The organism is Bacillus sp. FSL K6-2869, assembly GCF_040869405.1.
Classification (GTDB): domain Bacteria; phylum Bacillota; class Bacilli; order Bacillales; family Bacillaceae; genus Bacillus; species Bacillus altitudinis.
Map to the genome: position 1 here is coordinate 3,361,994 of NZ_CP152035.1, position 13,195 is coordinate 3,375,188.

General features: G+C 42.3%; 12 protein-coding genes. 9 read left to right on the top strand and 3 right to left on the bottom strand.

Annotation, left to right across the window (positions count from 1 at the left end):
- Nucleotides 1–9 precede the first annotated feature (9 nt).
- Nucleotides 10–1,191: a poly-gamma-glutamate synthase PgsB gene (pgsB, locus tag MHI58_RS17370; protein ID WP_007497522.1), complete on the bottom strand. Its 1,182-nt coding sequence runs from the start codon at nucleotides 1,189–1,191 to the stop codon at nucleotides 10–12.
- A 747-nt stretch (nucleotides 1,192–1,938) separates the two neighbouring features.
- Between pgsB and MHI58_RS17375 the strand changes: the two genes are divergently transcribed.
- The 9 genes from MHI58_RS17375 to rbsB all read left to right on the top strand — a co-directional run bounded on the left by MHI58_RS17375 (nucleotide 1,939) and on the right by rbsB (nucleotide 11,390).
- The gene (locus MHI58_RS17375) at nucleotides 1,939–3,420 is read left to right on the top strand and encodes a spore germination protein (RefSeq protein WP_045033954.1); all 1,482 of its coding nucleotides are present in this window, start codon (nucleotides 1,939–1,941) and stop codon (nucleotides 3,418–3,420) included.
- Complete coding sequence (locus tag MHI58_RS17380) at nucleotides 3,410–4,507, top strand: endospore germination permease (RefSeq protein WP_041507881.1); 1,098 nt, start codon at nucleotides 3,410–3,412, stop codon at nucleotides 4,505–4,507. Before MHI58_RS17375 ends, MHI58_RS17380 begins: the two co-directional genes overlap by 11 nt.
- Nucleotides 4,497–5,639, top strand: a complete 1,143-nt coding sequence (locus MHI58_RS17385) for a Ger(x)C family spore germination protein (protein ID WP_041507882.1) — start codon at nucleotides 4,497–4,499, stop codon at nucleotides 5,637–5,639. Before MHI58_RS17380 ends, MHI58_RS17385 begins: the two co-directional genes overlap by 11 nt.
- Before the next feature lie 117 nt (nucleotides 5,640–5,756).
- Nucleotides 5,757–6,743: a LacI family DNA-binding transcriptional regulator gene (locus MHI58_RS17390; protein WP_041507883.1), complete on the top strand. Its 987-nt coding sequence runs from the start codon at nucleotides 5,757–5,759 to the stop codon at nucleotides 6,741–6,743.
- Nucleotides 6,740–7,618 carry a ribokinase gene (gene rbsK, locus MHI58_RS17395; protein ID WP_041507884.1) on the top strand — a complete coding sequence of 293 codons (879 nt, stop codon included), beginning with the start codon at nucleotides 6,740–6,742 and terminating at the stop codon, nucleotides 7,616–7,618. Before MHI58_RS17390 ends, rbsK begins: the two co-directional genes overlap by 4 nt.
- Entirely contained in the window at nucleotides 7,615–8,007 is a 393-nt protein-coding gene (gene rbsD / locus MHI58_RS17400; RefSeq protein WP_045033953.1) for a D-ribose pyranase, read from the top strand. The genes rbsK and rbsD overlap by 4 nt, the downstream gene beginning before the upstream one ends.
- Nucleotides 8,008–8,022: 15 nt before the next feature.
- The gene (locus tag MHI58_RS17405; RefSeq protein ID WP_045033952.1) at nucleotides 8,023–9,504 is read left to right on the top strand and encodes a sugar ABC transporter ATP-binding protein; all 1,482 of its coding nucleotides are present in this window, start codon (nucleotides 8,023–8,025) and stop codon (nucleotides 9,502–9,504) included.
- A 1-nt stretch (nucleotide 9,505) separates the two neighbouring features.
- Nucleotides 9,506–10,459, top strand: coding sequence for a ribose ABC transporter permease RbsC (rbsC, locus tag MHI58_RS17410; protein WP_007497532.1), 954 nt, complete (start codon nucleotides 9,506–9,508; stop codon nucleotides 10,457–10,459).
- Nucleotides 10,460–10,472: 13 nt separating this feature from the next.
- On the top strand, nucleotides 10,473–11,390 hold the full coding sequence (gene rbsB / locus MHI58_RS17415) for a ribose ABC transporter substrate-binding protein RbsB (RefSeq protein WP_045033951.1): 918 nt from the start codon (nucleotides 10,473–10,475) through the stop codon (nucleotides 11,388–11,390).
- A gap of 233 nt (nucleotides 11,391–11,623) precedes the next feature.
- Here rbsB and MHI58_RS17420 read toward each other — a convergent pair whose 3' ends face one another.
- Together MHI58_RS17420 and alsR are read right to left on the bottom strand one after the other, a co-directional pair.
- Nucleotides 11,624–12,241, bottom strand: coding sequence for a flavin reductase family protein (locus tag MHI58_RS17420; protein ID WP_024718717.1), 618 nt, complete (start codon nucleotides 12,239–12,241; stop codon nucleotides 11,624–11,626).
- A gap of 59 nt (nucleotides 12,242–12,300) precedes the next feature.
- Complete coding sequence (gene alsR, locus MHI58_RS17425; protein WP_045033949.1) at nucleotides 12,301–13,188, bottom strand: acetoin biosynthesis transcriptional regulator AlsR; 888 nt, start codon at nucleotides 13,186–13,188, stop codon at nucleotides 12,301–12,303.
- Nucleotides 13,189–13,195 lie beyond the last annotated feature (7 nt).

Below are 13,195 nucleotides of genomic sequence, written 5' to 3' on the forward strand. Positions count from 1 at the left end.
TATTTCCTCCTAGCTGACAAGCTGCTTAATTTTGTATTCTTGAATTTTTTCGATTAAAGGTTCAGCGGCGCCGTGAATATTGCCGACTCCATAAACCACTCGATTATGAAGCTTTTTCTCAAGCATGTTCATAATTTGTTCTGTAGATTGATATTCAAGGTTGTGTAAGTGGTCAGCCGGAATTTTTCCATCCTCAAATGCCTTCACAATTGGATCTGTCGTTTCACCAATTAAGACAAGATCACTTGCTTCAATATAAGGAAGTACATCCTCCGCAAACTGGATCGTTCTATCTACGCGATCCGCACGACAGTTCATGATAATAATCGGTTCATCTGTTGGATACCCAATTTCCTTCACACGCTTCCAAATGTTCAATGTAGATGCTGCGTCATTAGCCGCAAATCCATTTACAAAATGTCCAGGTGTTTTTGCGTCCATTAATGGAAGAATTCTCATCGCTCCTGGATCAGGCGGCGCATTTAACATGCCTCTAAATGCCGTATCTTCATCAATTCCCAATGCTTGTGCGACACCAAGTGCAAGTGAAGCATTATCCGGGAACACCATGTACTCAAATTTCCGTAAATACTCATCGGTAATCTTGGAATTATCTGCAACAATCACTTCAGTATTGCGCTTTTTCGCAATCTCTTTAAAGAAATCTGTATATTCACTATCCGTAATAACCAAGTGCCCATTGTAAGGAATTGTCGCTGTAAAGGCTTCAGCTATTTCATCAAGAGTTGGTCCCATCACATCCATATGATCTTCAAGAACGTTTACGATCACGCCAATATTCGCTTGAAGCAGCTCTTCCTGAAAGATAATTTGGTAATCTGGATTCACCGCCATACATTCACTGACGATGGCATTTGCTCCTCTTTCAACGGTTTCTCTCATAACTTCTTTCTGCTCTCCGATATTTGGTCCTTGCGGTTTCCTTTTAATCGGTTTCTCTTCTGGCGTATCCCAATAAATCATTCTTGCATCCGTTCCTGTTGTTTTGCCGACAGTTTTATAACCTGCCTCCATTAAGATACCGGTTGTCAATCTTGTAACGGTAGACTTTCCGCGTATACCATTAATATTGACGCGTACCGGCAGGGCATCGATATTTTTCTGATGACGCTTCTTTTCAATAAAGCCAATCCCTAACATGATGACACAGGCTATAACGATTAACCACATCGCTTATCTACATCTCCTTTTTTTATGAGTGTGATATGTAAATTCAATCAACAGTATATAGGTTCAGCATAAAATCACAATCGGTATTATGTAACATAATCTTTCACTTCCTCGTATGCCAAATTCCTCTAATCAGAAGGCGTATTTGCCTATCTCACGCTCAAATGAAAAGGCCAAAAGACGGACAAAATGACGACTGAATTTCTGCTTCAAACAAGAGAAAGCGTTACCATCATACAGTGGAAAATCTTTTGTCCTTTTCTCCCTAAATTTTTCGACAATTATTAAGATGTATTTTGAATCAATGTTTTAAAGCCCTCTCATCTCTATGAAATCAGTCATATCAGCGCTTTAAATGAATAGTGCGTGTTTTAGAATATTTTATATTTTTAAATGAACAGGTTAGAAAGTCATCCTCATTGGTCAGAACGCTATGTGTTGACCTATGACAAAGGTCACCTATCAAAAAATCAAGTCATCTGCTTATTTTCAGGTCACAAAAAATTGGGATAAGATGTCAAAGATTAATCATTTTGTTATAGACTCTTTTTACGATATTCACTCCTTATGACCTAAACAATGAAACATTATTCATTTCTTTTTATCAAGATTCATCATTTCTTAACATTTTTAATGTGATTTTAGTTGAAAGTTGTCGGTGCGTGTCATGCTTTCCCTAAAGATGACGCATAAAATCATCTTCTCGGCTTACACTATGGTTAAAAAATCTGTGAGAGGAGGCTAAAGATGCCAAATACGAATGAACAAACACGCTTACACTTTTTATCAGGTGGTTTTGAGGAAAAGATTCGGATTCTGAAAAAAGCATTTCAGCAAAGCGCTGATTTTGAATACCGGGAATTGATGGTGAATGAAACGAAATCAGTGCTGTTTTTTATTAAAACAAGAGTGGATGAAAGTAAATTAAACAACTTCATTATTGGCAACTTGCTTGGCCCTCCTGGAAAACAGGACTATGCAAAATCTCTTAGTTCACTCGAAACAGGTGACTTGACGCTGATTGTCGACAGCATTATTGCCGGAAGTATTGCCTTCCTTGATGAAAAATCCGCACAGATTAAAATATTTGCTGTCGGGCAGCCGCCACTGCGTTCCATTTCTGAACCTTCTTCTGAAAGTATTATTGCAGGCGCACATGATGGGTTTGTTGAGAGTTTAGATACCAATTTATATTTGCTGCGTTCACACTTAAATGATCGAAAACTTGCAATCCAGTATCATAAGGTCGGTACAAAATCTGAAACAAAGGTTGCGACGGTTTATATTTCTGATATTGCCAATCAAGAAAAGATAGATGAGGTTAACAAACGAATTTCTTCTATTAAAGTAGACACGCTGCTTAGCCCCGGTTCTATTGTAGAGGCGATTGAGGATGATTCGTATTCCATCTTCCCGCAGCTTATTGACACAGAACGACCTGACAAAGTGAGATCCGCCATTCTTGAAGGAAGAATTGTCGTCTTAATGGACGGCAGCCCAATGGCTATCATTCTGCCTATTACGTTCTTTAGCTTCTTTCAATCACCAGATGACTACAATAGTCGCTGGATTCCAGCTACGTTTATTCGTATTCTTCGTTATATTGCCTGTATCATCGCTGTGATTTTGCCTTCTTTTTATATAGCAGTCATCGGCTTTCATTATGAGGTAGTCCCGGATGAATTAGCGATTACGATGAAAAATTCCATTATCGGCATTCCTTTTCCGCCTTTAATAGAAGCAATGCTGATGGAGATTACGATTGAGCTCATACGAGAAGCAGGGGTGCGACTGCCAAAGCCAATTGGTCAGACGATTGGAATTGTAGGCGGTTTGGTTATTGGGGACGCTGTTGTAAAAGCTGGACTCATTTCGAATGTTCTTATCGTTGTGGTCGCCGTGACCGCTGTTGCTTCCTTTGTTCTTCCTTCGTTTGAAATGACGTCTACCATCAGGATGCTGCGTTTTCCCCTCATGTTCATGGCATCGATGTTTGGGTTTATTGGCATTTCATTCGGCCTGTCGATCGTCCTGATGAATTTATGCCGCCTTGAATCACTAGGTGTCCCGTATTTATCTCCAGTAGCTCCATTTAACTGGCAGGACTTAAAAGACACTGTGATTCGGTTACCGATGTGGATGTATAAAAAGCGCCCTGTTTACTTAAATCCAAAAAAGAAAGAGCAAATTGAAAATTTGAGAGGATGGAAAAATCAAGATGAAAAATAAAATATCTCCATCTCAAGCTGTCTTTTTTATCATTCAATCTCAAATTGGTGTCGGTATTTTAGCCCTGCCTCATTTGCTCATGAAAGATATGGGGCATGATGGCTGGATGGCTATCATTTTGGCATGTTTTTTTATCCAAATCATCAATACCATTTTTATATATATCATTCACAAATATCCTGAGACATCATTTTTCGAGGCGTTAATTGAGGTTTTTGGAAAATGGATTGGGCGAATCTTAGTGGCTCTTTATACAATTTATTTCGCCTCAGTCTGTATTGTCGTTCTATCTATTTTCACGAGAATTCTGGGTATATGGGTTTTACCACTTACACCCAATTGGGTCATCAACCTACTACTCATGATATCCATCCTTTACATCGCCAAGGAACAAATTACAGCGATTGTCAGATTCAACTTTATTCTTACTCCTTTTTTACTCTTGTTGTCTCTCATCATGCTGTATTCATTAAAAGGAACCAATATCGACTACCTTATGCCCTTTTTCCAAACGGACTTCTCTCAATTTCAGCTTGGATTGAAGGATGTTGTATTATCTATGAATGGATTTGAGATGATTCTGATCATTTCTCCACTGATGAAAGGCACCATTAAAGCGCGATACAAGGTCATGACCATTGCCAATATATGCACGACTCTTTACTACCTATTTATCACAGTGATTTGTTTTATGTTTTTCAGCCCGATTGAGCTTAAAATCATTCCAAATCCTGTTCTTTATCTGTTAAAAACCATTTCGTTCGGTGTGATTGAGCGAACAGACTTGATCTTTCTCAGTTTCTGGGTATTTATCATTCTTGCCACACTCAGCAATTACCTTTACTTTTGTGCGAATGGCGTGGCAAGTATTCTTAAGAAAAAAGAACACAAAAAATATGTCTTTTATTTTGCCATTTTGATCTATGCGGCTAGCTGTTACCTTGCAACCGATAATTTTAGAATTCAGCGTTTTAATGATTTTACCACCATCGCTCAATATTCATTTATTTACACACTCCCAATCTTTATGGCCATTATCATCTTTATCAAACATCGCAAAGGGAAGGTGAAATCACATGCGTCATAAGTACATACTGACGTTGCTCATGTGTGTTTCTCTCATATTCATGCCTGGCTGCTGGGATCAAAATTTATTAAAGAACATCTCTCTTGTGTTAACCTCCGCTGTTGATCAAGGAGAGGATGAAAATGCAAGATACTCGATTACTTATCGAAAGGTGCAGCAGTCTCAAAGTATGGAACAAGGAAATACAGGTAGCTTTTTAACCACTCTTCTCACAACTGAAGCCCCTACTTTAAGAAAAGCGAGAACCAACTTCAGCCGGATTGTGGATCAAAAAATAGACATGTCGAAAATGCGGGTGATGCTGATCGGTGATGAATTTGCCCAAAATCGTCTTCTGCCCTACTTAGATATGTTTTATCGTGATCCAAAAAGTCCCCTCCTCGCAAATCTTGCCGTTGTTCAAGGGGGGACCTGTGAAGAAGTGATTAACTCGCTGCTGAAGGAAAAACTCATCGTGAGTGACTATTTAAATAACTTGATCACAACCGCATCACGCTCCTCCCAAGTAGCACCTAAAAACATCCAAAGTATTCGATCTAAGATGCTCCAAACTGGAGAGGACTTCACACTGCCGTTAATCTATTTTGATCAATCGAAGAAATTAATCAATGTCAAAGGGGTTGCTCTATTTGATAATGAGAAGAAGAAAGGCGAGCTGTATGGTCAAGATGCGATTCTGCTCACCGTAATGGACGGGAAAATGGGCAAGTATGCGAACTTCACTAAAAAAGTGAGAAGTGACATGAAGTCAAAAGAAAACAATTACATCACCATCCAAGTCACTGATGTGAAGAGAGACATCAAAATTCTGAATCCTGATCATCGAAACTTAACATACTCACTCAAATTTGAATTTAATACTTCTGTCCTTGAGTACCCAAAAGATAATCTAGATACAGATAAAAAAATTGAAATGCTCAACAAAAAGCTATCAGTCATTTTGACAAAAGAAGCAGAAAAAATTATCGCTGCCCTGCAAGATGCGAATTCCGATGTGCTAAGCCTCGGCAGAAAATACAGAGTCAGACATTATGATGAGTATATGAAAATGAATTGGGTCACCGATTATCCAAAAGTGAAAATCATCCCAAAAATCAAAGTGAACATTACCCAAACAGGCATTATTAGTTAAGAAAAGGAAGACGACCTCTTTCTTTTCTTTTTTTATTTTTTTAAGATTGTTTTTTCAATGCTTTCGTGATAATCTATCTGTGTAAACGGTTACACATCAAAGAAGGGAGGCACTCCATTGGCTACAATTAAAGATGTTGCAAAAGCTGCTCAAGTGTCTGTTGCAACTGTTTCACGCGTGCTCAATGATACTGGATACGTCCATATTGATACGAAAACCCGTGTGACACAAGCGATGCAGGAGCTAAACTACTTCCCCAATGAAGTGGCACGATCCCTTTTTAAAAGAGAATCAAGATTAGTTGGTCTCATCTTACCTGATATCACAAACCCCTTCTTCCCTCAGCTGGCTAGAGGCGTTGAGGATGAGATTCATGCAAACGGTTTTCGCTTATTATTCGGAAACAGTGATGAAGATCGGGAGAAGGAAATGGCCTATTTACAAACCTTTAAGCAAAACCAGGTGGTCGGTGTCATCGCTGTCACAAACGAACCTGAATCGGATTTGTACAATAATGATGAACTGCCTGTTGTCTTCTTAGATCGTACCGTTCCAAATGCGCCTTCTGTGTTTGCAGATGCTACGGCAGGCGGGAAAATGGCTGCAATGGAATTAATCAAACGCGGCAGTCAGCAGATCACATTGCTAAAAGGGCCCGCTCATCTTCAAACGGCGCGGCAAAGATTCAAAGGCGCACTTGATGTTCTGACTGAAGAAGGTGCTAACTTTCATGTGATGTCTAACGCTTCTTTTTCTTTTCAGGAAGCCCGAAAAAGCGCCAAGGCTCTTTTCAAGCTGTACCCTGAAACAGATGGCATCATTGCCAGCAATGACATCGTCGCAGCAGCCGTCGTACACGAAGCGCTTCGTATTGGAAAAGCCATTCCAAAAGACGTCCAAATCATTGGATTTGATGATATTCCGCAAAGTGAACTGCTCTTCCCTTCTCTATCAACGATCCGGCAGCCTGCCTATGATATGGGGAAAGAAGCCGCAAAGCTGATCATTAAAGCCATTCAAAAACAGCCAATAGATCAAGCAGTTATTCAAATGCCCGTCTCTTTTATTGAACGAGAGACCACAAGAAAGGTGGATTCACAATGAGTCAAATAGTTGTCGTAGGAAGTTGTTCCATGGATCTAGTTGTCACATCGAATAAGCGTCCCAATGCAGGAGAAACCGTCCTAGGTGAATCATTTAAAACGGTTCCTGGGGGAAAAGGAGCCAATCAAGCAGTAGCAAGCGCAAGGCTCGGTGCAGATGTATATATGATCGGCCGAGTTGGTGATGACGCATATGGTCAGGACATTATGAGCAATTTGCAAGCACAAGGTGTTCGCACCACCTATATGAAACCGGTTACCGAAATGGAAAGCGGAACAGCTCATATCATTTTAGCTGAAGGAGATAACAGCATTGTTGTCGTCAAAGGAGCAAACAATGAGGTAACACCTCATTATGTAAAAGATGCGCTTTCTTCTATTGAAAATATCGGAATCGTCCTCATCCAGCAGGAAATTCCTGAAGAAACAGTCGAAGCCGTCTGCACCATTTGCAGCGAAAAAGGGATCCCAGTCATCTTAAATCCCGCACCAGCTCGCAAAGTCTCTCAGCAAATATTAGATCAAGCTGCCTATATCACGCCAAACGAACACGAAGCAGCTCTTATGTTTGATGGACTCACCATAGCAGAGGCTTTGCGACAATATCCAAACAAATTACTCATTACAGAAGGAAAAAATGGGGTTCGTTACTTTGATGGATCAAAAGAAGTGTTGGTACCGGGCTATCCTGTGAAAGCCGTCGACACAACAGGGGCTGGCGATACCTTTAACGGCGCTCTGGCTGTAGCACTAACAGAAGGAAATTCCCTATACGACGCACTTGCCTTTGCCAACTTAGCCGCATCTATCTCAGTCACAAAATTTGGTGCCCAAGGCGGCATGCCAGCAAGAGAAGAATTGGAGAATAAGAAATGAAGAAAAATGGTATTTTAAATAGTCATATCGCCAAGGTACTTGCTGACCTTGGTCATACAGATACGATTGTCATTGCAGACTGCGGCCTGCCCATTCCAGAAGGCCCGGTCAAGATCGACCTTGCATTATCCATCGGCACACCATCCTTTCAGGAGGTTACTTCCCTTCTTCTTGAGGAAATGGCCGTTGAACACATCACGATCGCCAGTGAAATCAAAGAAGCCAATGAGAGAGATCATTCATTTCTAAAGAAAGCGTTCTCACATCCGTTAGATGAAGTCGATCACGAGACATTTAAAGACATGACCAAACAGGCAAAAGCAGTGATTCGAACGGGTGAAGCCACCCCATACGCAAACTGCATTCTTCATGCCGGTGTCATCTTTTAAAAGGAGGAGCCACTTATGAACATTGAAATGCATAACATCCATAAGACCTTTGGAAAAAACACCGTTCTCGCCGGGGTCTCCTTTGACCTCGTCACAGGTGAAGTCCATGCACTAATGGGTGAAAACGGGGCAGGAAAATCAACGTTAATGAATCTGCTGACAGGACTCTATTCCCTGGATCAAGGAACGATTCAAATCGACGGAAAAGAAACCGCTTTCAAAAATCCGAAAGAAGCCGAGCAGAACGGGATTGCCTTCATTCATCAGGAGCTGAATATATGGCCTGATATGACGGTACTCGAGAATTTATTTATCGGGAAAGAAATCTATACAACACTTGGTCTCCTAGACACCAAGAAAATGAAAACCCTCGCCCAAGCGCAGCTCGACCGATTGTCTGTCAACCTCTCGCTCGATCAAGAGGCAGGAAGCTGTTCTGTCGGACAAAAGCAGATGATTGAGATTGCGAAAGCGTTAATGACCGATGCAAAGGTCATTATTATGGATGAACCAACAGCTGCTCTCACAGACCGTGAGATTGAAAAGCTATTTCAGGTCATTGAATCACTCAAAAAAGAAGGCGTTTCCATCGTCTACATTTCTCACCGGATGGAAGAAATCTTCGCCATCTGTGACCGAATAACCATCATGCGTGACGGGAAAACGGTCGATACGAAAGCGATACCGGACACGAATTTCCATGAAGTCGTCAAAAAAATGGTCGGCCGCGAATTAACCGATCGTTACCCTGAACGCACACCTTCTACTGGTGATACCGTCCTAGAAGTGAAGCAAGCAACGAGGAAAGGCCGCTTTCAAGATGTCAGTTTTTCCGTCAAAGCTGGAGAAATTGTCGGTGTTGCAGGCTTAATGGGTGCTGGCCGGACGGAAATGATGCGGTCGCTCTTTGGACTCGATCCCCTGGATCAAGGAGAAATTTGGGTTCATGGGAAAAAGGCTGTCATTAAAAAACCAAGTGATGCAGTCAAACTTGGCATCGGTTTTATCACGGAGGATCGTAAAGATGAAGGACTGATGCTGGATGCATCCATTCGGGAAAACATCGGCTTGCCTAACTTAGACAGCTTCTCTCCAAAGGGGCTGATTGATAAGAAAAACGAACAGGATTTTGTTGACCTGCTCATCAAACGACTCACGATCAAAACCGCTTCATCTGAAATTTCTGCACGCAGCCTGTCCGGTGGAAATCAGCAAAAGGTCGTCATCGCCAAATGGATCGGCATTCAGCCGAAGGTACTCATTTTAGATGAACCGACAAGAGGCGTCGACGTCGGGGCGAAACGAGAAATTTATCAGCTCATGAACGAGCTGACGGATCGAGGCGTTGCGATTTTGATGGTCTCCTCTGAACTCCCAGAAGTTCTTGGGATGAGCGATCGAGTGCTTGTTATCCATGAAGGAACTATCAGCGGAGAATTAAGTAAAACAGAAGCTACACAAGAACGAATTATGACACTAGCTACAGGAGGGAAGTAACATGAAACCACTTACTTCAAATGGACGATTTGACAACATCATGCAAAAGCTTGGGCCATTCTTAGGACTCATCATCCTTGTTGCCATTGTTTCTATTTTAAATCCGGCCTTTTTAGAACCATTAAACATTTTAAACTTACTCAGACAAATCTCCATTAACGCCCTCATTGCCTTTGGCATGACGTTTGTTATTTTAACCGGAGGAATTGATTTGTCTGTCGGTGCCATTCTAGCGCTGTCTAGTGCTCTGACTGCCGGCTTTATTGTATCTGGTTTGGACCCGATTCTTGCCATCATCGTTGGATGTATCATCGGTGCCATCCTTGGAATGATCAACGGTCTTTTAATCACAAAAGGAAAAATGGCTCCTTTTATCGCAACACTTGCGACGATGACGATTTTCAGAGGATTGACGCTTGTTTATACAGACGGAAACCCAATTACAGGGCTTGGCTCTAACTATGCATTTCAGCTATTTGGCCGTGGATATTTCTTAGGCATTCCTGTTCCAGCGATCACCATGCTTCTCACCTTTATCGTACTTTGGGTCTTGCTTCATAAAACACCTTTTGGCAGAAGAACGTATGCCATTGGCGGAAATGAAAAAGCAGCCCTCATCTCAGGTATTAAAGTACCACGCGTCAAAATCATGATTTACTCATTAGCCGGCTTTATGTCTGCTTTAGCAGGTGCAATCTTAACATCTCGTCTCAACTCAGCCCAACCAACAGCTGGTACGTCGTATGAACTTGATGCAATTGCTGCCGTTGTACTTGGCGGGACAAGCCTATCCGGCGGAAGAGGACGAATTGTCGGCACACTCATCGGGGTGCTCATTATTGGTGTCTTGAACAATGGTATGAACTTACTTGGTGTTTCATCATTCTATCAGTCTGTTGTGAAAGGGATTGTCATCTTGATTGCAGTCCTACTCGACAGAAAGAAATCTGCTTAAGGAGGCAGCTGCTATGAAAAAATATGTAATCCTGCTCGTGACTCTCTCATTATTCATGCTTTCTGCCTGCTCGCTTGAACCGCCAGAGTGGGCCAAATCAACAAAGGATGGCAAGAAAAAAGACATAAAAATCGGACTGTCGATCTCGACTTTAAATAACCCATTCTTCGTTTCTCTTAAAAACGGCGTGACAAAAGAAGCAAAAAAGCTTGGCATCGAAGTTGTCATTGCCGATGCACAAAATGATTCAGCCAAACAAACAAGTGATGTAGAAGATTTAATTCAACAAGGTGTCGATGCATTACTCATTAACCCAGCCGATTCCTCTGCCATATCAACGGCTGTCGAATCTGCGAATGCTTCAGACATACCGGTCATCACATTAGACCGCTCCGCAGAAAGCGGAAAGGTTGAAGCGCTCGTTGCTTCCGATAACATCAAAGGCGGCGAAATGGCGGCTAACTTTATCATCGACAAGGTTGGTAAAGGCGCAAAAGTGGCTGAACTAGAAGGTGTACCAGGTGCTTCTGCGACACGTGAACGAGGAAAAGGTTTCCATCAAATTGCAGACAAACAGTTAGATGTCACAGCAAAACAAGCCGCTGACTTCGACCGGACAAAAGGGCTCAACGTGATGGAAAACCTTCTTCAAGGAAACCCTGACATCAAAGCTGTTTTTGCCCACAATGATGAAATGGCACTTGGCGCACTAGAGGCCATCCAAAGCTCTGGAAAAGACATTCTTGTCGTCGGTTTCGACGGTAATGAAGATGCACTCAACTCGATCAAAGCAGGAAAACTATCTGCAACAGTCGCGCAGCAGCCAGAGCTGATCGGTCAACTGGCAGTCGGCGCTGCTGACGATGTATTAAAAGGCAAAAAGGTAGAAAAAAATATCGCCGCACCATTGAAACTAGAACAAAAGAAATAAATACTAAACCCCCGATAGCCTCGGGGGTTTTAGATTGTAGACAAAGGCTGAAATGAACTTTATTTTAGCCCTTTGTCTTCTTTTCAGCGTGATAGAAAACCTTTGCAGTCTAGGAAGGACGAGCACCGGAGCAGAGCGAATTGACATTCGTGAGCACCGAAGCGCAGGACTGACAAAGAATGCGAGGGTTTGTCTACACGCTGGACCCCCGATAGCCTCGGGGGTTTTAGATGTTATTCCGGCCTCTTCAGTACAAATGGCGTACCTAAATGGGCATAATCATTCCCCGCTAAACGTGCAACTGGCTTTAATTCATTCGTAAAAATATATCCTTTTTCCGCATCATAGACGGATTCATCTAAATGCGCGCACACCACCCGGCCAATGATATGATCGACTGTGATCTCCCCTTCATCATTTTGAAAGGTCAGATGTTTTTCCAGCTGACATTCAAAGCGAATGCGTGCTTCCTTGATTCCTGGCACTGACACCACGCTGCTCTTCACTTGATGAAGACCGGTACGAGTCAGCTCACTCTCTTCCTCTGGCAAAGTAGCAGCTGTTTCATTTATATCTTCAATCATCGCTTCATCACTCACATGGACAACAAATTCTTCCCTGTCGATGATATGTTTTGCTGTATCTTTCATCTCTCCTTGACGACGTCCAATAGAAACAGCGATCAGCGGAGGATGGCCACTGATGACATTAAAGAAACTAAATGGTGCAGCATTGACGACTTCTTCTTTAGAAAGGCTTGTAATAAATGCAATGGGTCTTGGAACGACGGAACCAGATAATACTTTATATGCTTCTTTTCGTGACAACTGATCCATTTGTAATGTAATCACTTCAGACATGCCTCCTCTTGTATGTAACGACATCATACCATACCCCGTTCTCTCTTCCCTTATTCCGGCTCACCGCGATGGAGAATATGATGGACAAGATGAAACAATGCCGGATTATGATTTTCTCGTCTATAAGAAATGGTCCATTCTGCGAGTAGCTCCTCACCTTCAATTGACCGATACACCACATCTAAATTAAATAAACGCCGGGCCGATGTTGGAATGATAGCAATTCCGATTCCCGCTGTGACAAGCCCAATGACCATTTGATATTCTGCTGCTTCCTGCACGATATTGGGTGAAAATCCGTACTTTTCACAAAGTAGGACAAAATGCTGATAAAGGGACGGCCATGATTCCTTTGATAAAGAAATAATCGGCTCATCACGAATATCTTCAATCGTGACCGCTTCTTTTTCCGCCAGCGGATGGTTTTTCGGAATCGCAAAAATACATTCACTTTGCTTCATTAAACGACTGACCAATTCTTCTTGCGGTGATGTAGGATGCAAAAAACCAATATCAATCTCACCATTCAAAAGCGCCTCAAGCTGCTGCGGGACAGAGAGCTGTTGCAGCTCAATACTGACAGAGGGGTACCGCTCTCTGAATTCACGGACAACTGGCGGCAGAATATCATATGTCGCTGTACCAACGAAACCGATGATAATCTTCCCAAGCTCCCCTCTTGCCGTATGCCGGGCATGATCAACGGCTTTATCAAGCTGATGCAGCACCCCCCGGACCTCATGTAAAAAAACCTTTCCAGCAGCTGTTAACTCCACCACCCTTTTAGACCGGTGAAACAAAGGAAATCCCAATTCTTCCTCAAACTGCTTAATTTGCTGACTAAGTGGAGGCTGTGTCATGTTCAATCGTGCGGCCGCTCTGCCGAAATGCAGCTCCTCCGCGACTGTGACAAAATACTGCAAATGTCTCAGTTCCATCCTTTCA